General features: G+C 49.5%; 25 protein-coding genes. 10 read left to right on the top strand and 15 right to left on the bottom strand.

What is annotated here, in order from left to right:
- Positions 1–27 precede the first annotated feature (27 nt).
- Positions 28–324 carry an ATP-dependent Clp protease adapter ClpS gene (gene clpS / locus SIB74_RS05445; protein ID WP_011826187.1) on the bottom strand — a complete coding sequence of 99 codons (297 nt, stop codon included), beginning with the start codon at positions 322–324 and terminating at the stop codon, positions 28–30.
- A gap of 73 nt (positions 325–397) precedes the next feature.
- On the opposite strand from clpS, the gene petN reads away from it, so the two are divergent.
- The 4 genes from petN (at position 398) to SIB74_RS05425 (ending at position 2,145) form a co-directional block, all read left to right on the top strand.
- On the top strand, positions 398–499 hold the full coding sequence (petN, locus tag SIB74_RS05440) for a cytochrome b6-f complex subunit PetN (RefSeq protein WP_011826186.1): 102 nt from the start codon (positions 398–400) through the stop codon (positions 497–499).
- A 1-nt stretch (position 500) separates the two neighbouring features.
- Positions 501–653, top strand: coding sequence for a hypothetical protein (locus SIB74_RS05435; protein WP_011826185.1), 153 nt, complete (start codon positions 501–503; stop codon positions 651–653).
- A gap of 434 nt (positions 654–1,087) precedes the next feature.
- On the top strand, positions 1,088–1,234 hold the full coding sequence (locus SIB74_RS05430) for a hypothetical protein (RefSeq protein WP_413681794.1): 147 nt from the start codon (positions 1,088–1,090) through the stop codon (positions 1,232–1,234).
- A gap of 38 nt (positions 1,235–1,272) precedes the next feature.
- Positions 1,273–2,145: a hypothetical protein gene (locus SIB74_RS05425; RefSeq protein WP_231906065.1), complete on the top strand. Its 873-nt coding sequence runs from the start codon at positions 1,273–1,275 to the stop codon at positions 2,143–2,145.
- Here the strand turns inward: SIB74_RS05425 and psb29 are convergent.
- Positions 2,112–2,840: a photosystem II biogenesis protein Psp29 gene (gene psb29, locus SIB74_RS05420; RefSeq protein ID WP_063396012.1), complete on the bottom strand. Its 729-nt coding sequence runs from the start codon at positions 2,838–2,840 to the stop codon at positions 2,112–2,114. The two genes, SIB74_RS05425 and psb29, sit on opposite strands and share 34 nt — an antisense overlap.
- A 59-nt stretch (positions 2,841–2,899) precedes the next feature.
- On the opposite strand from psb29, the gene clpP reads away from it, so the two are divergent.
- Positions 2,900–3,514 carry an ATP-dependent Clp endopeptidase proteolytic subunit ClpP gene (clpP, locus tag SIB74_RS05415; RefSeq protein WP_071818070.1) on the top strand — a complete coding sequence of 205 codons (615 nt, stop codon included), beginning with the start codon at positions 2,900–2,902 and terminating at the stop codon, positions 3,512–3,514.
- A gap of 256 nt (positions 3,515–3,770) precedes the next feature.
- Here the strand turns inward: clpP and ftsH are convergent, their stop codons facing one another.
- From ftsH to pyk, 3 genes are all read right to left on the bottom strand, one after another.
- Complete coding sequence (gene ftsH / locus SIB74_RS05410; protein WP_063395865.1) at positions 3,771–5,687, bottom strand: ATP-dependent zinc metalloprotease FtsH; 1,917 nt, start codon at positions 5,685–5,687, stop codon at positions 3,771–3,773.
- Between the two features lie 314 nt (positions 5,688–6,001).
- Positions 6,002–7,231: an ABC transporter permease gene (locus SIB74_RS05405; RefSeq protein ID WP_011826179.1), complete on the bottom strand. Its 1,230-nt coding sequence runs from the start codon at positions 7,229–7,231 to the stop codon at positions 6,002–6,004.
- 6 nt (positions 7,232–7,237) lie between these two features.
- Entirely contained in the window at positions 7,238–9,022 is a 1,785-nt protein-coding gene (pyk, locus tag SIB74_RS05400; RefSeq protein ID WP_063396013.1) for a pyruvate kinase, read from the bottom strand.
- A gap of 79 nt (positions 9,023–9,101) precedes the next feature.
- Between pyk and SIB74_RS05395 the strand changes: the two genes are divergently transcribed.
- Together SIB74_RS05395 and SIB74_RS05390 are read left to right on the top strand one after the other, a co-directional pair.
- Positions 9,102–9,431, top strand: coding sequence for a nucleoside triphosphate pyrophosphohydrolase family protein (locus tag SIB74_RS05395; protein WP_063395866.1), 330 nt, complete (start codon positions 9,102–9,104; stop codon positions 9,429–9,431).
- Positions 9,428–9,976 carry a hypothetical protein gene (locus SIB74_RS05390; protein ID WP_063395867.1) on the top strand — a complete coding sequence of 183 codons (549 nt, stop codon included), beginning with the start codon at positions 9,428–9,430 and terminating at the stop codon, positions 9,974–9,976. The genes SIB74_RS05395 and SIB74_RS05390 overlap by 4 nt, the downstream gene beginning before the upstream one ends.
- On the opposite strand, the gene SIB74_RS05385 is transcribed toward SIB74_RS05390, so the two are convergent.
- From SIB74_RS05385 to ilvA, 3 genes are read right to left on the bottom strand one after another with little or no spacing between them, the layout of a single operon-like run.
- On the bottom strand, positions 9,967–10,266 hold the full coding sequence (locus tag SIB74_RS05385) for a YggT family protein (protein WP_011826175.1): 300 nt from the start codon (positions 10,264–10,266) through the stop codon (positions 9,967–9,969). The genes SIB74_RS05390 and SIB74_RS05385 overlap by 10 nt on opposite strands.
- A gap of 26 nt (positions 10,267–10,292) precedes the next feature.
- Positions 10,293–10,826, bottom strand: a complete 534-nt coding sequence (gene scpB / locus SIB74_RS05380) for an SMC-Scp complex subunit ScpB (protein WP_011826174.1) — start codon at positions 10,824–10,826, stop codon at positions 10,293–10,295.
- Between the two features lie 37 nt (positions 10,827–10,863).
- The gene (gene ilvA / locus SIB74_RS05375; protein WP_063396014.1) at positions 10,864–12,408 is read right to left on the bottom strand and encodes a threonine ammonia-lyase, biosynthetic; all 1,545 of its coding nucleotides are present in this window, start codon (positions 12,406–12,408) and stop codon (positions 10,864–10,866) included.
- A gap of 117 nt (positions 12,409–12,525) precedes the next feature.
- Between ilvA and dxs the strand changes: the two genes are divergently transcribed.
- Both dxs and SIB74_RS05365 read left to right on the top strand, forming a co-directional pair.
- Positions 12,526–14,460, top strand: coding sequence for a 1-deoxy-D-xylulose-5-phosphate synthase (gene dxs / locus SIB74_RS05370; protein ID WP_011826172.1), 1,935 nt, complete (start codon positions 12,526–12,528; stop codon positions 14,458–14,460).
- A gap of 4 nt (positions 14,461–14,464) precedes the next feature.
- Positions 14,465–15,682 carry an NAD(P)/FAD-dependent oxidoreductase gene (locus SIB74_RS05365; protein ID WP_063395868.1) on the top strand — a complete coding sequence of 406 codons (1,218 nt, stop codon included), beginning with the start codon at positions 14,465–14,467 and terminating at the stop codon, positions 15,680–15,682.
- A gap of 21 nt (positions 15,683–15,703) precedes the next feature.
- Here SIB74_RS05365 and psaK read toward each other — a convergent pair whose 3' ends face one another.
- From psaK to SIB74_RS05350, 3 genes are all read right to left on the bottom strand, one after another.
- Entirely contained in the window at positions 15,704–15,964 is a 261-nt protein-coding gene (gene psaK / locus SIB74_RS05360; RefSeq protein ID WP_011130065.1) for a photosystem I reaction center subunit PsaK, read from the bottom strand.
- Positions 15,965–16,032: 68 nt separating this feature from the next.
- Positions 16,033–16,326, bottom strand: a complete 294-nt coding sequence (locus SIB74_RS05355) for a DUF3593 domain-containing protein (RefSeq protein WP_369818702.1) — start codon at positions 16,324–16,326, stop codon at positions 16,033–16,035.
- A 41-nt stretch (positions 16,327–16,367) separates the two neighbouring features.
- Complete coding sequence (locus SIB74_RS05350; protein WP_063395870.1) at positions 16,368–16,670, bottom strand: DUF2499 domain-containing protein; 303 nt, start codon at positions 16,668–16,670, stop codon at positions 16,368–16,370.
- 72 nt (positions 16,671–16,742) lie between these two features.
- On the opposite strand from SIB74_RS05350, the gene csaB reads away from it, so the two are divergent.
- Positions 16,743–17,807 (top strand): polysaccharide pyruvyl transferase CsaB, encoded by a 1,065-nt coding sequence (csaB, locus tag SIB74_RS05345; protein ID WP_063395871.1) that lies wholly within the window; start codon positions 16,743–16,745, stop codon positions 17,805–17,807.
- A 108-nt stretch (positions 17,808–17,915) separates the two neighbouring features.
- Here the strand turns inward: csaB and SIB74_RS05340 are convergent, their stop codons facing one another.
- Genes SIB74_RS05340 through SIB74_RS05325 form a run of 4 tightly spaced genes read right to left on the bottom strand, consistent with a single transcriptional unit; the run spans position 17,916 to position 21,827 of the window.
- Complete coding sequence (locus SIB74_RS05340) at positions 17,916–18,884, bottom strand: ABC transporter ATP-binding protein (RefSeq protein WP_063395872.1); 969 nt, start codon at positions 18,882–18,884, stop codon at positions 17,916–17,918.
- Entirely contained in the window at positions 18,881–19,699 is an 819-nt protein-coding gene (locus tag SIB74_RS05335; RefSeq protein ID WP_063395873.1) for a carbohydrate ABC transporter permease, read from the bottom strand. The genes SIB74_RS05340 and SIB74_RS05335 overlap by 4 nt, the downstream gene beginning before the upstream one ends.
- Positions 19,696–20,562 carry a carbohydrate ABC transporter permease gene (locus SIB74_RS05330; RefSeq protein ID WP_063395874.1) on the bottom strand — a complete coding sequence of 289 codons (867 nt, stop codon included), beginning with the start codon at positions 20,560–20,562 and terminating at the stop codon, positions 19,696–19,698. Before SIB74_RS05330 ends, SIB74_RS05335 begins: the two co-directional genes overlap by 4 nt.
- Entirely contained in the window at positions 20,559–21,827 is a 1,269-nt protein-coding gene (locus tag SIB74_RS05325; protein ID WP_063395875.1) for an ABC transporter substrate-binding protein, read from the bottom strand. Before SIB74_RS05325 ends, SIB74_RS05330 begins: the two co-directional genes overlap by 4 nt.
- Between the last annotated feature and the right edge of the window lie 165 nt (positions 21,828–21,992).

Raw genomic sequence — 21,992 nt, 5'->3', positions numbered from 1 at the left:
TTGAACGTTGATCAGCTTTGCCCTGTTTCAGCACCGTTCAAGTGGTGCCATCGTTAGCCCCTCCCCAGACAGTTGCTGGTGGTAGAGCTCGGCCTGCTCAAGTGGCCCACACCAGACCTCAGCTGAACCTTGACCGTCGATTTGATGCGCAAGATTCCAGGCTCTCTCCTCGCTCATACCTGGAATGATCCTTCGCAGACAATCGACGACGTGCTGAAAGGTGTTTACATCATCGTTGAGCACTATCACGCGGGCTTGCGGATACCTCTGAGTTTGCTTGGCACGTTCAAGAAGTGGCGTAGAACCAGGAGTCGCGAACGTCATGACTGATGAAAGGCTTTGACGTGTAAAATGGTTGAAGCCTTAACAGGCTAAGCCAATCTGAATTTCGTCTTCTATGTTGTTCACTCTCGCCTGGGCCTCACTGGCGGCTGTGTTCAGTTTCTCTATCGCCATGGTCGTGTGGGGACGTAATGGCGACGGTTCACTGAACTTCTGAGGTGCCTGAGGCTTTCCAAAGCCTAGGGACCAATCAGCTTCTCGCTGGAGCAGCTGTCGTCCTTTTGGCTTTTGTGACCATTTCGGTTGTCTATCTTTCAGTCGTTGATCGGCTTGATCGTCGTAGGCGCAAAAAGACAAATGAGAAAGTTTGATCCCCAGCTGCCATAAGGAAAGGGTGATTGGATGTCTCTGCACTCCCTAGGCCATTTAAGGCTGAAGACGATTGTCTACATCCCTTGTCGCTTTCCTGTCAGTTCGGCGGGGATTTTCTCGCTGCTTTTGATCCCAACGATCGTTCTCCTGCTTTTCAAGGGGCATCTGACATCTAGCCGCACAGACAGGTTAGGGACATTTGCTCCGTTGATGACAGAGATGACGTTGATCCAGAGTTTTCGAGGAGATCCGCAACGCCAAGCCCCGCGTCTATGGCAGGACCGCCTTGGGATGAACCTGGCCAAGGACCTTTGGCGACGTCAGGGTCGGGGTCTCTGGTGGCAGGCGTGGGCAAATGATGGTGAGGCTTATCTGCTTCTGCCAGAGATCCTTTGGCCGATGAGTGTTAATTCAAGCATTGCTTTTAAGCGTCTTGATGACATGGTTGTCATCGCTTCAGATGGCTTGCATCGCCAACAGCTACTCCAAAGCCTTGGTGAAGGATTTGTTCATTCTCCTGCTGGTCAATCGTCTTTACAGCGTTTTTGTAATTCTGTTCTACAACATGGGCCAGCGGTGACCTGGAGTCCCGATGGCTTGGCTTCAGTGAGTGGAGCCATGGCACCTCTCTTGCAGATTTCACGCTATGGATGTTTGTCATTGCGATTGGACCGTAATCAACTCAAATGGCAAGGAGTTGTTGGTTATCGTCCTTTTGGTTTGGCTCCAGTTGGCATCGATGCCAGCCCTTTTCAGTATCGCCCTATGGCGATTAAATTAGCAGCGAGACCTGATATTGATCAGGCTTTGCTGAATATGCAAGTGAAGAGTATGGATTTGCTTTTTGGCAGTTTGCTTTCGAAGCAGATTATTCAGGATTCTCTTGATAAGAACTATGGCATAAATCAGCAATTAAGAGTGAGACTGGCATCATTACCACTTGATTTTAGCTTAGGCAAGCAGCGTAAAGGCCCTTTTCAAGCCAGTATTCAACTTCAACTTGATCTACCAGAGGGCTCTTCAGGATGGCAGCCAGTCATCGATACTATTAGTCAACGTCTGGAAGCTCGAGACTTCATTAGAGAAGGTAAATCTGTTGTGCAAAAAGATCTAAATATTGATGTTGACTTTTCAGGACTTACGCTCTGGCGCCAACCTTACTCGGATGGTGAGAGAATAGTTGGTGGGTGGGTTTGGCGACAACAAAATGGAAAACCTACCCGTTTTGGCATTGCTCTTGGCGATTCACCCATGCTGACTGATATCTCTAATAAACCTATCGAACTAGTCCATCCTGATGTCATGAAACTGACTGCTGATACGGCTGGATTGTATCGGTTAGGCTTACTTAATGGATTCTGGCCTGCCCCCGTAAAACAAGCTAAGTTGTTAACGATGAACCTAAGTTATTTGCGGGGTGCCAAACTCAAAAAAACAGACTGGTGGTGGATGTCAGGTCAGCTGATATTGGAACAAGCTTCAACCCCCTGAGACATTTGGTCTGATGATCCAGTGTTGAGTTTTTCAGATTCCTTTTGTTCCCGTTTGCGACGTTCAGATTCGAGAATTTGTTCAGTTAGTTCTACAGCCTGGGCCATCTTCTCGAGGTTGGACTTGTAGAGGTTCAGATCTTTTTCGACTCTGGCTTTAGTGAATCCAACTGATTCACTTAGTTCATGGGCGATCTGGCTCAGTTTTTCGGGATCAGAGGATTCATCACCTTGGGCAGATGCGAGAAGGCTTAGCAACCCCACGGCCATTAGGCGTGAGTAATGAAAGGTGTTGCTGCCAGTATTACGTAATGCCTGGGCGAGAGCTTCAGGAGCCCCTTTGCCTTGTTGTTGGATCCAACCTTGGACCTCCTCAAGATCGTGACCACGGACCGACTCAAGAGTTTTTTGGGCCTGCTTGCGCAAAGCATTTGGGTCGAAGCCGCAGCTTCGACATAGTGCATCGAACAAGGTCTTGACGTGAGCTTCTGGTCGGTAACCACGGGTGAAGACATCAAAAACTTGGCTAAGGCCAATAGCAAAGAGTGCGTCAGGGTGGAAATGCTTCTGGTGGCTCAGGAGATGCAGCTCGACAAGAAGTTCATCGGTTGTACGTCTGTACAGCGAGGGGATGACATGAGGGAAATCATGATTAAACGCACGTTTGCTGTCAGCAATGGTCTTTCGGTCACTCAAGTGCTTGGCCCGACCTTTTCGCATCCGACCATAGCGCTGCTCACGGCGCCGTTAAGATCGTGAAAACCGAGCAGAGCAGCATGATCCCGATTGTGATTGAAGAGTCGGGCCGTGGGGAAAGGGCCTTCGATATTTATTCGCGCCTCTTGCGTGAACGGATCATCTTTCTTGGCGAGCCTGTAACAAGCGATTCGGCAAATCGAATTGTCGCTCAGATGTTATTTTTAGAGGCGGAAGATCCTGAAAAAGATATTTATTTGTATATCAATTCACCAGGAGGTTCAGTATATGATGGCCTTGGAATATTTGACACGATGCAGCATGTCAAGCCAGATGTTCAAACCGTATGTGTAGGACTTGCAGCAAGTATGGGAGCGTTCCTTCTCTGCGCGGGAGCAATGGGTAAACGCAGCAGTTTGCAACATTCTAGAATTATGATTCATCAGCCGCTTGGTGGCGCCAGAGGGCAGGCGAGTGATATTCGTATTCAGGCTGATGAGATTCTCTTCCTTAAGGATCGATTGAACCGTGTATTAGCAGATCGTACAGGTCAACCGCTAGAGAGAATTCAAGAAGATACCGATCGAGATTTTTTCATGTCTCCCGCAGAAGCTGTTGGTTATGGACTTGTCGATAGTGTGATCGATAAGCGTCCGGTTCATTCAGTCAATTGACAAGGCTGCCTTGTGATAGATAGGTATTGCTAGGCAAAGGATTTTCTAATGGATATTTATCAATCCATCCACCCTGAAGGAATCGATTGACTTGTTCATAATTATGAAAACATAGTTTTCATGCCTAAACTTGGCATCAAAATACTTTTTATTCTTAAAATAAATATTTTATCTTACAATGAGCAACCATGCATTGTAAGGATCTATTCGCTGTTACTTGGTTTCTTGAATGATGATTATTTAGCTGTTATTTCGATTAGCTCTGAAGGATAGGTATGCTTCTTTCCTTCTCTGGAACAGATGTAAATTCTGCTACTACTGAAGTGAATTCTTCTCCGTCTATGGTTTCCTTTTCGATGAGGATTTCAACGAGTCTATCCATAGCCTCCCGATGTTGCTTGACGATTTTTACAGTTTCGCTATAGCAAAGCTTAACCATTTCCCGAACTGCCTCGTCTATTTGGCGGGATATTGCATCTGAGATCTCGCTTCGAGTCATCAGGTCACGTCCAATAAATACTTCTTGATTCCCGCTCTCCAGAGCGACTGGTCCTAAATCGCTCATGCCAAAACGTGTCACCATTTGGCGTGCCATGGATGCAACCTGCTGGATGTCACCACCTGCACCTGTTGTGATCTCTGCATCGCCAAAAACAACATCTTCTGCTGCCCTGCCTCCTAGTGCTCCCATGATTCGAGCCTTGAGTTGGGCACGAGTAACCAGCATTTGCTCTTCATCCGGAGAAAACCATGTCAGCCCCTGAGCCTGACCTCGTGGTATCAGAGTCACTTTTTGGACAGGGTCATGATCTTTAACTAATGTTCCTATTAGTGCATGCCCAACTTCGTGGTATGCGATCAATCTCTTGCTACGTCCATCAGTGAGTGGGCGCCCTTCCATGCCCGCGATGATTCTGTCAACGGCATCGTCAATTTCATCAAGGCTGATAGCCTTTTTACGACGACGAGCTGTGAGGATTGCCGCCTCATTAAGTAGGTTGGCAAGGTCTGCCCCGGTGAATCCAGGTGTGCGTCGGGCTACATTCTTTAAGGAAAGATCTTCTTCAAGTTTCTTGTCACGTGCGTGCACTTCAAGAATTGCAAGTCTTCCTTTGATATCTGGTGAATCCACACTGACTTGCCTGTCAAAACGCCCTGGTCGCATCAGCGCAGAATCCAGTACATCAGGACGGTTTGTTGCTGCAATAATGATGATTCCGCTATTACCTTCAAATCCGTCCATTTCTGTTAAAAGTTGGTTGAGAGTTTGTTCTCGCTCATCATTCCCGCCACCTATTCCGGCACCACGTTGTCGGCCTACTGCATCAATTTCATCAATAAAGATTAGGCAGGGTGTGTTCTCTTTTGCCCGCTTGAATAAATCTCGGACTCGACTCGCGCCGACACCAACGAACATTTCTACAAATTCCGACCCAGAGAGTGAGAAGAAGGGAACACCTGCTTCTCCTGCAATTGCTTTAGCAAGAAGGGTTTTGCCAGTACCTGGAGGCCCTACCAGCAGAACACCTCTTGGAATCTGAGCACCTACCGAGGTGAAGCGTTCGGGTTTCTTCAGGAAAGTCACCACTTCCTCAAGATCCTGTTTTGCTTCACTTACACCTGCAACATCATCAAACTTGACTCCAGTTTCAGCTTCCATTGCGAAGCGGGCTTTTGTCTTGCCGAACTGCATTGCCTGCCCGGGGCCGCCAGGCATTGAGCTGGATCGACGGGCCAGCAGAATTAGGCCGCCAATGAGGAGTAGAGGGAAGAGGAGATTGCCTAATAAGCCAAGCGCCGGCGGAGTGGTACGAGCAGGATGAATATCGAAACTGATCCCCTCGCTTTTGAGTGTATTGATTAACTCTGGGGCAAGACCGGGGAGATCAACTCTTAGTCGTTGTATGCGATTGTCGAGTTCGGGATCTACGGCTTCTACTACTGCATTCCGTCCACCGTCGTAAATGTCCACGGCGGTGACCCTTCCTGCTTCCACATAGTCGAGGAAGCGGCCGTAGCTCATCCGCGTAACCGCAGCATTGCGCGGAGCCATAGTGGTGTTACTCGGCTGCTCTCCTGTGAGCTTGCCATTTCCTAAAATTTGCCAGGCGAGCAGTAAGGCAACACCGATGGGCAGCAGCCAGAGAGCAATGAGACGCCAGCGTTGATTCATCTGCTAGAGGATGGTTCACTGACTGTAACGGTGTCGATGGTTAGGTCGTTGGTTGCTAGATCTTCTTCAGGCACCATCTTCCTCAGCTTTTGAGCTCAGATTCCCACTTCCGCTTTAGATGCTGCTTTGAGCAACCAATATCTGTGAGCTAAAAACCGTTTTTTATAGAAATAACCCTTTGGCTGCTTCAGTCATGAATCCCCATCAGCCTGCTTTGCTTGCGTTAGGCGCTTGACTTCATTGTTTTCGCTGCTGGGGAGTTGTGATTGCTATCACCTTTTTGCTTTGCCTATTCTCTGAAAATCAAAAAGGATTTACAAGCGTCGGAGGGCAACGATTGGGTCAAGTCTTGCTGCACGTCTGGCGGGCAAAACACCGAAGATCAAACCAATTGATCCCGAGAGAGTGACGGTGATTAGAACGACGCTTATTCCGATTGATGCCGGGAGAGGGGTCAAAACTCCGATTGTTGTGACGGCGCCAATACCTACAGCTGTGCCGATGACACCACCAAAGCTTGCAAGAACGAGTGATTCGATCAGGAATTGGCTCAATACATCGCTATTACGAGCTCCTAGGGCCTTCCTTAGTCCGATTTCCTCAGTGCGTTCACTGACCGCAACCAGCATGATATTCATGATTCCGATTCCTCCTACTAGCAGCGATATCCCTCCGATTGCTGCCAACATGAGTGTTAGTCCTCCGGTGATTGTGTTGACGATGCTGAGGGCATCTTTCTGTGATCGAACTGCAAAGTCGTCATCTCGCAGGATTCGATGTCGTTGACGGAGCAGGTTGGTGATCTGGAATTTTGCAGCCCCCGTGCTTTCTTCATTCTTGGCTTCCACACTGATAAAACTAAGGCTGACGCCATAGGTTGGATCTCTGCCTGTGAGCCGGCTCACCATTGTTGTGAGCGGAATGTAAGCGTTTTCATCTTGATTGTTTCCAAACACCGCTCCTTTAGGAGCCATTACACCGATCACTTCAAAGGATTGATCCTTAATTCGTAGAGTCTTACCGACTGCCGCACTCGTTGGAAATAGTTTGTTGACAAGGTCGGGACCAATCACAACCACCTTGCGTGCGCTACGAAGATCAAGATCACTAATAAATCTTCCACGAGCTACTTCGAAGTTGCGCACTGGTAGAAATGCTGGGGTCACCCCAGAGATTGAACTCGTAGCACTTTGGGCACCCGCTTGAATTACCTCGCTTGAGCTGATCTGCGGTGCAACTTCTTTCACGCTTGGAACTTGCTCAGCGATTGCATCTGAATCTTCGATCACGAGATTTCGCGGGAAGGCCACACCGCGACGACGAGTGTCGTTGTTGCCAGGCACCACAAACAACACATTGGCGCCCAGGTTGCTTAGTTGAGACTCAGCCAGATTCTGAGCTCCCCTGCCAACACCTACCAGGGTAATGACAGAAGCATTGCCGATCACAATGCCGAGCATTGTCAGGAGACTCCGTAGGCGATTGGCTTTAAGGGTTGAGAACGCCATGCTCACCGTTTCGATGAGCGGAAGGGAGCTATTCATGAACCCTCAGAGCATTGAGTCGGGCTTCATTGGCAGCTTGCCGCCTGTGCCGCGATGAACTTTGCCATTACTGAGCTGCATTGTTACCACCTCTCCTTCAAGCAGGTTTCTCGTGGCATGTGCTATCCCAATGATGAAAGGAATCCCTAGGCGTTTTGAGATCACGGCTGCGTGGGATTCCTCTCCTTCTTGTTCTGTAATCACTCCTGCAGACTTTCTGATTGCATCGAGATAGTCATCGCTTGTTTCATGAATGACCAGAATCTCCCCTGGTTCAATTTTTGTTGAGTCGTTTGGAGAGAAAGCAAATCTGACCTTGCCGCTAACGGTTCCATTGCCAATACCGATCCCTTGGCCAAGCACTGCACTGACAATTCCTACTTTGACAAGATCTGTGGACCCGCTCACGCCAGCAAGGGTTCCTGCAGTTTGAATTGTTAGATCTCCTTCTTTGAGAAGACCCAATTCCTGGGCAACAGCAATTGCAGCACTGAAGGTTGCAGTGGTGCTTTTCTGGGTTGGGACAAGCAGTGGGGTGACACCCCATGCCAATTGAAGTTTTCTTGCTACAGCCAATTCGTTGGTGACGGCCAAAATTGGCGCTGCTGGGCGGAATTTACTGACGTTGTGTGCAGTGGCACCACTTTCAGTTAGTGGCACGATTGCTGCCGCGTTGAGATGACTGGCGATGCTGCTTACGGCTGAACTAATCGCGTTGGAAATGGTGCTGGCCAGATAAGTTTCGATTGGACGCTGTGGATAGTCCCGTTCAATCCGTCTGGCAATGGTGGCCATCGTTTGAACTGCCTCCACTGGATAGTCTCCTACAGCGGTTTCGTTCGAGAGCATCACTGCATCAGTACCATCAAGGATCGCATTTGCTACATCACTCACTTCTGCTCTGGTGGGCCTCGGGCTCGAGGCCATCGAGTCGAGCATCTGGGTGGCTGTGATGATTGGAATTCCAAGGCTGTTGGCCTTGCGAATCAAATCCTTTTGCAGTAGAGGCACCTCTTCGGCTGGCATCTCAACGCCTAGGTCCCCCCTTGCAACCATGACTCCATCACAGAGAGGAAGGATTGAATCGATTTGATCAATCGCCTCAAATTTCTCGATCTTCGCGATCACTGGGGTGCTGTGCCCATGATCCCCGATGAGTTTGCGGATCTCTTTCATGTCCGAAGGGTTTCGCACAAAGCTCAGTGCGACCCAGTCCACCCCTTGCTGGAGGCCAAAGGCGAGATCTTGGCGATCTTTCTCTGTAAGGGCGCGAACCGATAGCTGTACATCAGGGAAATTCACTCCCTTGTTATTTGAGAGCACCCCTCCCACTGTGACGATGCAGTGCAAGGTTTGTTCGCTTTGATCGATTTTTACGACTTTCATCTCCACTCGACCGTCATCAAGCAAGATTCGACTGCCGGTCGTGACTTCGTCTGCAAGCTTGTCGTAAGTGACGGTTGCCACTGACTGATTGCATTGAACTTGTTTGGAGGTCAGTGCGAAGGGATCGCCATTGGCCAAAGTGATAGGCCCCTTATCAAAACGACCCAGGCGAATTTTGGGGCCTTGTAAGTCTTGAAGAATGCCAATGTGCATCCCCAATTCATCAGAGACCTGGCGGATGGTGGAGATGCGCTTGGCGTGCTCGTCATGGTCGCCGTGTGAGAAATTCAGCCGGAAGGTGGTAGCACCTACCTGAACGAGTTCTCGGATTCGTTCGGCGGTCTCGGTTGCCGGACCTATGGTGGCAACGATTTTGGTCCGTCGTGTCAGATCGATCTGGGCCATCAACGGGACCTGAAACATCGCGGAAACTACCATCCAGGCCTCAACACGTAGTTGTTGACAGCGTTGCCAATGTTTTTCTATGGACATTAATCATTACCAGCATGGAGCTCGAGCTACGGCCAGCTATCCGAATGTGGGTCAGAACCCGATTTATCCAACCCTTGGGCTCGCAGGTGAGGCAGGTGAAGTCGCGGACAAGGTCAAGAAGGTCCTTCGCGATCAACAAGGTGTTTTTGACCTGGATACGCGCCAAGCAATCAAGCTTGAGTTGGGAGATGTGCTTTGGTATGTAGCCCAGTTGGCTAGTGAGCTGGGCTTTGATTTAGAAGATGTGGCACAAGCCAATCTCGATAAGCTGACTAGCAGGGCATCACGTGGCCAGATCTCAGGGAGCGGTGATCAACGATGAAGATGAATTTTTTGCAAAGCTCCATCTTGAAGGCAGTGCTCACTGCAGTTTTACTGGTTTTTAATCTGGTTTTCAGTGATCAAGCCTTAGCGGCAAACCTCAGCTTGGATCAGTTGAGTATCGATGCTTGTGCACAAACAGATCCAGGTGCGCAGCCAAGCCTGACTAGGCCTGTCGGCGCAAGTTGCTATGTGCTTTCAGGTGAGGTGACCAATCCAGGCAAGTTTGCCGTGATTGATAGTGATGTCTTTGCTCAGATCTTGGATCCAAGTGGTGAACCTGTATTGCCAAACCGTGCTCGCGTTGGTTCTATTGGCGATGTGCAACCCGGGTCAAGTTCTTTTGCATTGCGGTTGGCGATTCCGTCAGGAACGCCAGGGCCTTTACAAGTGAAGGGGGCAAAGGCAAAGGGATTCAAGGCTCCCGTTCGTACTCGTGCTGGCGACGATGATGAGCTGCTACCGCTTGAAGAGGCTGTAGACCCTGGTCTTTTATGGGGAACCAAGGCAGTGATTCCTGTGGACCAACCACTAGATCAGCTGTAATAGCTCATTCCACTATTCAAGATCGCCACACTTGCGCTATTCAGCATTTGTTGCAGAAGACTCAGGGCTACTAACGCCAGGATCGCTGATAGATCCAAGCCTCCAAGGGGAGGAATCAAACCACGAAAAGCATTGAGGTAGGGGTCTGTGATTGAGCTAACGGTGCTCAACACTGGATTCGCCCAGTCAAGATTAGGGAACCAGCTCAGCAGCACGCGCACGATAAGCACCAGTGAGTAGATCTCAAGTGTCTGGGCTAGCACCTGTAGCAACGTGGCCAGGATTTGCATGGGTGAAGACAACTATTCTGAGAACTCTATGCAACCTGAGAGGGTTCGGCTGTACCTAAATCAGGAAGTACTGAGAAGGTTCGATGGAACTTTTCAGAGAGCGTGAGCCAATAAGACCTGCCCTCGCTCTGTCGTTTGCGTTCGATGAAGTTCTGAGCAACGAGTTCTTTGATGTGGTCGTAGGCGCCTGATCCCCGTAAATCGACCAGCTCCGATTGAAGAATTCTTTTTTTCAGGGCAATGGTGGCCAGGGTTCTGAGTGTTGCTATGGAAAGATCAACGGGTAAAAGGTGGTGGACCAGCTCGCCAAGGCCTGGACACAATTGAAGGCTATATCGACCATTGTTCTCTTGGATCTCTAAGGCTGTATCTCTCTGTGCATAGCCTGCCATCAGCGCAAGTAGAGCTTGCTCAATCAGATCCTCAGTCTCATTGGCTAGCTCTGCCATCTCTTTGAGCGTTACAGGGCGACCCTTCAAATAAAGAATGGCCTCTAAACGTGCTGGTAAGGAGAAGCTGGAGACCTCATCCCTCTCTTGAGCTGGGGAATCGGTGGCCATGGCAGGCCCTGCTATGGAATATGCCAAGTTACCGCGATCAAACGGTCTGTGCACCCAGAAATAAGCAGTAGGCGGGGTTGTTGGTTTCTTCCCAGTTTGGGTAGCCCAGATCGTCAAGAAAGCGCTGCCAATTTTTCATTTCGTTGTCCTGGACCAACACACCTACAACGATCCTGCCGACATCTGCTCCGTGATTGCGGTAGTGGAAGATGCTGATACTCCATTCGGGGTGAAGGGCACTAACAAAGGTCATAAGAGCTCCTGGACGCTCAGGGAACTCAAAGCGATAGAGCAGTTCTCGACATCCATCTCGGCAAAGGGTTTTTGCTGAGGCAGGAAGCCGGCCACCCACCATGTGACGAAGGTGCCCTTTGGTCAGCTCGTCGTTGCTGAGATCAAGGCATGGGAATCCTGACGACTGCAGTCGCGTTAAAAGTTTGGTTCGATCATTGAGGTCGAAAACCTGTACACCGATGAATATTTGGGCTCTATCCCCCTCTGCCATTCGGTAACTGAATTCGGTGAGATTTTTTCCCGCTAGGACGTTGCAGAGCTTGCGCAGGCTGCCTGCCTGCTCTGGGATCTCTACCGCGAGTATTGCTTCCCTTTCTTCCCCTAGCTCTGCTCTTTCGGCGACAAAACGGAGCCGTTCAAAGTTCATGTTTGCGCCACAGGCCACGGCCACAAGATTGCGGTCTTGAAGATCACGTTTGGCGATATCTGCCTTCATGCCAGCAATTGCCAGTGCGCCAGCTGGTTCAAGAATTGAGCGGGTATCTTCAAAAACATCTTTGATCGCTGCACAGATTTCATCAGTGCTTACCGTCACCATCGCGTCTATATGCATCTGAGCTAATGAGAAGGTGTGTTTGCCTACTTGACGTACAGCGACTCCGTCGGCAAATAGACCTACTTTTGGCAGCTGAATGCGTTCACCAGCTTCAAGAGAGAGCGTCATTGCTGCAGCGTCGTGGGGCTCGACACCAATAATTTCGACTTGCGGCCACAAGCTTTTGACATAAGTGGCAATCCCGCCGATCAGTCCGCCACCGCCAACTGCGACATAGATTGCATCTGGTGGATCTTGGATCTGGCGCAGGATTTCTAGAGCAATCGTCCCTTGCCCAGCAATCACCTCTGGATCATCAAACGGGTGGATAAACGTGAGTCCATCTTTTTCGCTTCGACGCATGGCCTCTTGATAGGCCTCGTCGTAGGTCTCTCCATGAAGTGCGACTTCAGCGCCAAGAGCACGGACTGCCCGTACTTTCATTTCGGGTGTGGTAATCGGCATCACAATCACAGCTCTGCAATTGAGATAAGAGGCGCTCAGTGCCACCCCCTGAGCGTGGTTTCCAGCACTTGAAGCAATCACGCCACGCTGCAACTCCTCTTTACTGAGAAGGGACATGCGGTTATACGCACCACGAAGCTTGAAGGAGAAGACTGGCTGTAGGTCCTCACGTTTCAACCAGATCTTGTTCTGAAGACGGCGACTGAGGTTTTTTGCCAGTTCCAGGGGGGTTTCATGGGCTACGTCATAGACACGTGCCCTCAGAATCCTCTGTAGATAATCGTCCATCACGCCAGTCTTGCAATATTCAGATCCGGCAACTGTTTGCACTTGCCAGGGTTGCTTTCGCCGTTCTATAGCTGAGAAGACCTAGATTGAATGGGTTGGAGTGGGACAGGAACGCGAATGCGTCTGAGCGAGTTAACCCATCCGAATCAGCTTCATGGCTTGAGCATTGCCGAGCTTGAGGATGTAGCACGTCAGATACGGGAACGCCATCTTGAGGTGGTGTCCACCAGTGGAGGTCATTTGGGGCCTGGGCTCGGTGTTGTTGAACTCACCCTTGCTCTTTATCAAACTCTTGATCTAGATCATGATCGAGTTGTATGGGACGTTGGCCATCAGGCTTATCCACACAAGCTGATTACTGGCCGATACGGCGACTTCAATACCTTGCGTCAGCAGGGTGGTGTCGCTGGCTATCTGAAGCGTTGTGAAAGTTCTTTCGATCATTTTGGTGCCGGCCATGCCAGCACCTCGATATCAGCAGCACTGGGCATGGCCGTTGCTCGTGAGCGTCGTGGTGAATCGTTCAAATGCGTAGCTGTAATTGGTGATGGGGCTCTTACCGGCGGCATAGCACTAGAAGCGATTAATCATGCCGGCCATATGCCCAACACACCTTTTCTGGTTGTTCTCAACGACAACGACATGTCGATTTCTCCGCCAGTAGGAGCGTTGTCGACCCATCTAAATCGCATGCGCCACAGTGCGCCTGTGCAGTTCATCTCGGATAGCGTCGAGGAGAGGGTCAAGAGTCTGCCTTTCATGGGAGGGGAACTGCCTGCCGAACTAGACCTGCTCAAGGGCAGTATGCGCCGATTATCCGTGCCGAAGGTAGGGGCTGTTTTTGAGGAGCTTGGCTTCACCTACATGGGCCCTATTGATGGCCATGACATTGAACGCATGGTTCGAACCTTTGAGACGGCTCACAAGGTTGGTGGTCCTGTACTCGTTCATGTGGTTACGACCAAAGGCAAGGGCTATCCATATGCCGAAGCAGATCAAGTTGGCTATCACGCCCAATCAGCGTTTGATCTAATTACTGGTAAAGCTCTTCCCTCAAAAGGAAAGAAACCACCGAGTTACAGCAAGGTGTTTGGCGAGACGCTCATTAAGCTTTGTCAGCAGGACAGCACTGTCGTTGGGATCACAGCCGCGATGGCCACAGGTACTGGCCTTGACCTCCTGCAAAAGGCTGTTCCTGAGCAATACATCGATGTAGGTATCGCTGAACAGCATGCTGTAACTCTTGCTGCTGGGATGGCTTGTGAGGGGCTCAAGCCTGTGCTGGCGATTTACAGCACATTCCTGCAGCGCGCCTTCGACCAATTGATTCACGACGTGGGAATTCAGAACCTGCCAGTGACCTTTGTGATGGATCGCGCAGGCATTGTTGGCGCTGATGGACCGACCCATCAGGGTCAGTACGACATCAGTTATTTCCGCGCTATTCCTAATTTCACCGTGATGGCGCCCAAGGATGAGGCTGAACTTCAACGCATGTTGGTGACATGTCTTCAGCATCAAGGCCCTGCAGCTCTCCGTATTCCAAGAGGATCAGGAGAGGGAGTACCTCTGCTTGATGAAGGCTGGGAGCCTTTGGCAATTGGTCGAGGCGAAGTGCTTTGTGAAGGTGATGATCTATTAATCGTTGCTTATGGAGTAATGGTGCCTGCTGCCATGATCACAGCTCAGCTGTTGCAGGAAGCAGGTGTCAAGGCCACTGTGATCAATGCTCGCTTCCTAAGACCACTTGATCAAGCCTTGATTCATCCGTTAGCCCGTCGTATCGGTCGTGTCGTCACGATGGAGGAGGGTGCTCTTGCGGGTGGTTTTGGTGCGGCTGTGGTTGAGTCCCTTAGTGATCAAGATGTCTTGGTGCCAACGTTCCGAATTGGAATCCCTGATCAATTGGTAGACCATGCCAGTCCCCAACAGAGCCGGGAAGCACTGGGGCTCACACCAACACAGATGTCTGAACGAATTCAAGAACACTTTTGCTTGAATTCGCAGCCTTCTCTTGTAGGGCAGGAAGCACCGCAGGCCCTGTCAACCTGATCAATTGACTGTTTTGGTAGCAGGTGCAGGGCCAGCAGGAGCCCGACTTGCACAACGACTTGCTAGCCAGGGGATTGCGGTAACTCTTGTTGAACGCCTAAGAGAAGCCAATCAGAATGCCTTTTCTAGTGCTGCCATCCCTATCCAGGCGGTGTCTGATCTCTGCATTCCTGCTGAAGCAATTGCCAGCCATTGGAATGGCTGGCAATTGGTGGATCCAGATGGAATTCAACATCAATGGTGGTCTCAACATGACCTTGGTGTGGTTCTCAACTTCGGCTCGCTACGTCATCAGCTCTGGCAGCAAGCTATAGAAGCAGGTGTTGAATTTTTATTGGGTTGGCGTGTTCACTCCGTTCTTACGGTCAATGACGGCGCAAACGTTGAATTGATTGGTCCAAATGGCTTGTGTCAGAGAAGGAGAGTGAGCTGGGTGGTAGATGCCACAGGCCATCGCCGCCTTTTATTGGGTTCAACTGAAGCATCCAAGCCTTCCGATACCGATTGCATGCTTGAAGGGGCTGGCGTTGAGTGGATCCTGCAGGGTGATCAAAAAACAACAGCTCTCTGGCGTGACCGGGTTTGTTTTTTTTTGGGATGCCAGTGGATTCAACATGGTTATGGCTGGATTTTTCCCATGGCTGGTAATCAGTTGAAGGTAGGAGTTTGCCGTCTACCTCCACCAATGAAGGAGTGCCTCGAACCGATGAGCAGCATCTTGAACCGCCTGCTTATCAAGAACCAGCTTGATGAGTTACCAGTTATCGATAGACATGGCGGAATCTTGCGCAGCAGCTTAAGGCGCAGTGAAGCTCACGTTGTTGGCAGGATTGTTGGAGTTGGCGACGCTATTAGTACTGCCAATTTGCTTGGCGGAGAAGGCATCCGTCATGCTCTCGTTAGTGCAGAGGTGCTTACTCCTTTGCTTGTTGAAGCCTGCTGTCATCCATCCAGCTCAAATCAAGACAAAGACAACAAGGTCTTGATGCAATTTGAACGGCTCCTGCGTCTTCGTTTGGGTTGGCGCTGGAATCTTTCAGGTCGCTTGGCTAAGCGAACATGGTGGGGTTTGTGCGATCAAAAAGGCGATCGACGCTTGGCTCGATTGATTAATGGGCTGTCAATGCGAGTCAGCGCTGAAGATCTGAGCCGATTGCTGTTCGAATACCGCTTTGAGCGCTACGGACTCCGTCTTCTTCCTTATTTAATGGGCTGGCGATGAATTCGCCAGCCCTAGTGCTTTTCAGAGAACGCCGCGTGAAGCTAATCCGAGGATTGTGCCCATGCCAAGGATGTGGCCTAAGCATTGGGATCCGACAACGGAGGCGTGGCTCATGCCTCCATAGAATTTGTTGTTAGGCATGTCGAAGCCTTCATTTTGGTGTTCGATGTTGGCCTTAGCAATGACAAATGCGAGCACGTTGCAAGCGATCATCACCATGCCCACCGCAGGCGACCAGGTGAATGTGGAAGGAGCTGCAGCAGCCAGGAGGTGCGTGAACATTTAGACCGTGGAAGCGACGCCTTATTGTCCGACATTGATCGCAGTTCTTGGCATAGAAGCCATACCTCTTAAGAGTTTTTCACCACCTGTTGTTGGCCAGCACGGATAAATCCCAAAACCACGAGGGCATCGCTTAGCACCAGAAAGGCTTCTGCTGCCCCATGGAAAGCATCAACTTCAACCAGTTCAAGTCCGTAAATTTGATCAGCCAGGATCGCAAAAATGATTGTCATAAACACAAAAAGAAGCGTGAGCCGGAATCCCCAGATGGATAGTCTTGGCAAGCTCTTGCTCTGTTGAGCCCACCACAGGAAACCGAGATAGGGAATTAAAGAAAGGCCATATAGAGGACCTGGGTCCATCTCAATGAGGGAGTTCAAAATCTCAGTAGAAGTGGCAAAAATCATGATTGCTGTCGTTCTGAACGCAACAAATTCCAGGTGGCTGCGGCCAAACAGCAGTTGCCAATCAGCGTCAGCCAAGCTTGGAGCACAACAATTCCGCTAAGGGCTTTGCTGTTGTCAAAAATATGCCAGGTGATGGCTGTCATGGCACTCACCAAGTTGGGGAGCATTGCTAGAGCCAACCATGACATTGCCCTGCTTTGGTTCCTTCTCCCCCATTGCACCACCAGCACAATCGCAAGCATCCATTCGAACAAGGATGCGAGGTGGATCCACCAGGTGCCTAGAGATAGGGCGTGCACGTGATTCGCTCGATGGCAGCAGCCTAGGGAGGCTTGGTCGCCGTTAATGTTTGATGCAGCTATTGCTTGGCTATGGCAGTTCAGGCAAAGCAATGCAAGGCAGTGCTGTTATGCGGCTACTACGGCGAGCACAACCTTGGCGATGATGCTCTTTTGCAGGTTTTACTTCAGGAGCTTCCCTCACATTTGCAGCCTTGGATCACGGCAAATGATTCAAATGTGATTAAGGCCTTAGCTCCGAAGGCTCAAGTCATTAACCGACGCTCATTGCTGGAGACCATTAGGGCACTTTTTCAAGTTCAGGGTTTGATTCTTGGTGGCGGCAGCTTGCTGCAGGACAGCACGAGTTTTAAGAGCCTGATCTACTACTTGATCTTGATTGTGATAGCCCAACAACGTGGTGTTCCTGTTGTGCTTTGGGGCCAGGGCCTGGGGCCATTTCGTCATCACGTGAGTCGATGGATGGTTAGGAGAGTCCTACGTAGGGTGCAGGCGATCAGCTGGAGAGATCCAGAGTCTTTTCAGTTTGCTCAGCAATGGTGCCTACCCTCTCCGATGCTGATGGCACCAGATCCAGTTTGGCAACTTCCCTCTAGGCGCTGGCAGGGTGGCCAAGCAGTTGTGCTTTGTTGGCGTCCCACGTCAATGCTTGATCACTTTGGCTGGCAGCATTTGCTCCAAGCCCTTGAGATAATCCTTAAAGATATTGATGCTCCAGTTCATTGGCTTGCTTTTCATCAACGTCAGGATGAACAGCTATTCCGACAACTAGATAGACAAGGACTGATCAGTTCCAGCTTGAGATTAAGAAGTCATTCCTTTGCATTTGATTCACTAACAGATGTTATGAATCAGTTCTCGATGGCCAGATTGGTTCTCCCCATGCGACTGCATGCACTCATCCTGGCCCAATTGGCTGGTAGTCCCACAGTGGCACTCAGCTACGACCCGAAGGTGTCATCTGCAGCTGTGATGGCAAATGTGCCCTTTACTGATTTGCAATCGTTGCCTGATATTCGTTTGCTTGCTGGACTATGGAGGCAGGCCTTAGATGTTTCTCCAGACCTGGGAAAGATCGAAGCAATCCGCAAACAAGCTTCTCAACACAGCAAGATATTAGACAAGGCCTTTAATTAACGTTTACGCTTCACCCCTTTGATTATTATTAACCATAAAATGACTATGAATTTTATTGATCAACACAATTCTGGATATCCTTTACGAATAAAATCTTGTGAACTCTTGTCAGCATCTTCCTCCTGAACTGGCATCGAACTGATGTTCTCTTTCTGGGGACCAATTGAGCTTAATGGTCTCAGGAATTGTGATCTCACTAGCGCAAAGCATCCTTAGTGGACCTCTGTTGCTCTCAAGAATGAGCAACTGGGATGTTCCCAGCCACTCCCTGTAGACAAGACGGCAAGCAATCCCTTCTGAACTTAGTTGAAGATGTTCTGGTCGAATTGCTTTGATAATGCCTGACTCTGCTGGCAGAAGGTTGATCTGAGGGCGTCCTATAAAGCTGGCCACAAAGAGTGATAATGGATTGTGGTAGAGCTCTTGGGGAGTACCAATTTGCTCTATCTTTCCATCTCGCATTACGGCAATTCGATGTGCCATGGCCATGGCTTCATGTTGATCGTGTGTGACGTAGATAACGGGCTGACTGCCTTGAAGAATCAAACGGCGTAACTGAGGTCGCAGATCTTCTCGCAGTTGAGCATCCAGATTGCTCATTGGCTCATCAAGTAAATACACCAGAGGGTCTCTGAGCAGAGCTCTGGCGAGGGCCACTCTTTGACGTTGCCCACCTGAGAGTTCTGCCGGATGTCGCCCTGCAAGATCCTCTAATTGCATTAATGCCAGAACAGATTCCACTCGTTGCTTGCGATCATTGGCGGCTATTCCACGAACCTGAAGACCAAGTGCAAGATTGGCGAAAACTGTGAGATGGGGAAATAATGCATAGCTCTGAAACACCATGCCGATGCGTCGGTCAACAGGTGACACCGTCGTGACATCCTCGCCAGCGATAGTGATCGAACCTTCGTTGGGCTGGTCGAGTCCAGCTATCAGCCTGAGAGTGGTGCTCTTGCCACATCCACTTGGTCCAAGTAGGGCAAGGCATTCACCCTCACCCACTTCAAGGTCTAGATGACGGACAATCCAGTTTCTACCGAAACGGCGACCAATGTTTTGTAGAACAAGATTCATCCTTTAATCGCTCCCTGTGTCAGACCGGAAACGATCTGTCGCTGAAAGATGAGCACGAGTAACAAGAGTGGCAGAGCACCTAGAACGGTGGCAGCTGCATAAGCGCCATAGGGAATTGAGTAGACCGATGAACCTGCAATTCGTGCTATGGCAACAGGAAGTGTTAGCAGATCAGCTCTACTAATCCAGGTTAATGCGATTGGATATTCGTTCCAGGAGAAGAGAAAGACCAAGATGGCAGTGCTTGCGGTTGCAGGACCTATTAAGGGAATTAATACCCAGCGCAATCTCTGCCATAAGCCCAGACCCTCAAGCCTCGCGGCTTCTTCTAGTTCAGAAGGTAGATCGCGGAAGGCTGATAAAAGCAGCAGCACTGCCAAGGGCATCGACAAGCCAGCGTAGGGAAAACTGAGCGCAAGCAAATTGTTCCCGAGGTTGAAACTCCTTGCAAGTTCTAATAATGCCAAAAAAAGCAGAACATATGGAAATAAAGCCGCACCAAGCAGTATAAATCTAGCCATTCTGGCAATATTTTGCGAGACTTTTGAAAGAGAATAGGCGGCTGGAATGGCTATCAGTAGGGTTAATCCTGTTGAGCTAATGCCAACGATGACACTGTTCAATAGATAACGCCAGAAGGGAGGGTTGGTTGTCAATACCTGGCGATAGTTGTCAAGTGTCCAACGCTGATTATGCTCAGCCAATGGTTGTAGAAGAGCTTCATGGGTGCAAAAAGATGTATAGAGCTGCCAAAGCAGAGGCGCTAAAGACCAAAGCAGGAGAACAGTGATCCAAAGATTTCGCTGACGAATCATTTCATTGCCTCTCGCCAATGGCTGGCCTGTTTGATGATTAGAAAAACAAGCAGACAGGCAATAACAAGTAGAAGAAACCCGCTGATCATTACCGTGGCGCTATAGCCAAAATCGAGGAATCGCATTGCGTTTAAATAAGCATATAAAGCAAGGCTTTCCGTGCTTCCTGCAGGACCCCCACCAGTCATCACCTGAATCAAGTCGAAAACGCCGAAGGCCTGCGCAAGGCGAAATAAAAGACTAAGGAGTAAATAAGGCTGCAAGAGCGGCAAGGTGATCTGAAATAGTGCGGCACGTGGATGGCCACCTTCGAGATAGAAGGCTTCGTAGAGATCATTGGGAATGGTTTGCAAGCCAGCCAAAAGAATCAGAGCCGCAAATGGCGTGGTCTTCCAAACATCACCAACAACCGTGGCAAGCCAGGTGATATTTGGATTCGAAAGGATGTTTAGAGGTTGTAGTCCAATCAGTTCTGCGAATTGTTCAATAGGGCCGTAAGGTGTATTAAAGATCCAACGCCAGCCAAGAGCCATTACAGTAGTTGGCAGAGCCCATGGGAGCAAACTTATGGCCCTTACAACACCTCGACCACGCCAACGCTGATCGAGTAAGAGGGCTATCGCTATAGCAAGTAATAGTTCTAGGCTGACTGAAACGGTTGCGAAACGGGCTGTCTGATAGGTGTCTTGCCAGAAGCGTTGGTCGTGCAGTAGACGAAGCCAATTCGCACCATGATTGGGAATCGCAACTAAGCCTGTGAGGACTGAATCAGCATGGAAGCTCAACCAGGAATAACGAAGTAGAGGGATACCAAAGACGAAGGCAATTAATAGAGATGCCGGGAATAGAAGCAATTGGATCATTTAGTTTCTCTTGCCGCCATAAGAATCTTCTCGGTGTTTGCTTGGGCGTTGGACATTGCATCGCTAACGCTGGATTGGCCTGTTAAAATTGAGCTCAGATTTCGTTGTAGTACATCACTAATCTGTGCATATAGAGGAGTTGCTGGACGTTGATCAGTGCTTTGTAGGGCATTAGCAAGCTCCGGAAGAATTTGTGATTTTGAGAGCAGTTCTGGGTCTTTAAATAGTTCTGCTTTGGTTGGGGTATAGCTGTCGTTCAAGAACAGTCTTTTTTGTGCAGATGTTGATGTGAGGAAGGCAATGGCCTCTGCTGCAGCTTGTGGATTAGATGAGCCCTTGAGGATCGAGAAGCCCCAGCTACCTAGGGTTGATGTGGATCGATTGGCAGCGGTAGCAACCATCGTGGTTACTCCAACATTGCCTCTAACATCGCTGTTAGGCTTCTGCAGTTCTCCCCAGGCATAAGGCCAGTTACGCATTAGCGCAACATCTCCAGACTTAAAGGCTTGAAGAGTTTCATTTTCGGCATAGTTGATCACTGCTTCGGGGCTCACTCCACTGCTGATCAGTTCACGCAACCAACTTGCAGCCTGAAGACTTGCGGAGCTGTCGAGGCCAACATTATCGGTTTCGGGTTCAAGCCATTGTCCTCCAAATCCGTCAAGAACTTCTAGAAATACACAACTTAGGCCTTCATATTGACGGCCTTGCCAGACATAGCCATTAGCAATACGGCCTTCTTTTTGGAGCTTAAGACTAACTTTAATGAGTTCCTCAGGGGTACGCGGTGGTTCACTCATCAAATCTGTCCGCCAATAAAGCAATCCCATGTCAGCCACAAGTGGCCATCGATACAGTTTCCCGTCGAAATTATTTCCAAGCATTGCCCCCGGAGCAATGGAATCAATCTGTTGTTGATCGATCCATGGATCCAAGGGAATAAGCCATCCTGCGGCGGCGTATTTCGGCAACCAAGTTACATCAATTAAAAGTGCATCGAATGGACTTTTACCTAAAAGAAGACTGCTGATGGCTAAATCCGATACTGCTTCTGTTTCAAGTGGACCTCGAGTCACCTGAAGTTGGATCCTGCCGTGATGATCTTTGTTGAATTTTTGGACCAGATCAGTTGTTGACTCAGCAAATGGAGCTGGCATTAAGATGTTGATCTGAACAGGGCGAGTGCTCAGGGCCCAGCTTGCAAATAGTGCAACGCTGGTCAAAGAGAACAGCAGAGCTATTTTCCAAAATGTCCTTCTCTTCATGGTTGCGTAGCTTCTATTTTATCAACCAAACTTTTCATTTGCTCTTCTGCCCAATCCTTGACTGTGCATGAGTCGACAGTAGCAATCGTTATCACATTGTTATTTTCTGCACTTGTATGCATGTTTAGCAATTTCAGACAAGTTAATGCCATTCCCCATCATCTT

It is taken from the genome of Prochlorococcus sp. MIT 1306, assembly GCF_047304515.1.
GTDB classification, from domain to species: Bacteria; Cyanobacteriota; Cyanobacteriia; order PCC-6307; family Cyanobiaceae; genus Prochlorococcus; species Prochlorococcus marinus_D.
Note: the sequence above shows the minus strand (reverse complement) of the source record. Positions and strands in the feature narration are given on the sequence as shown.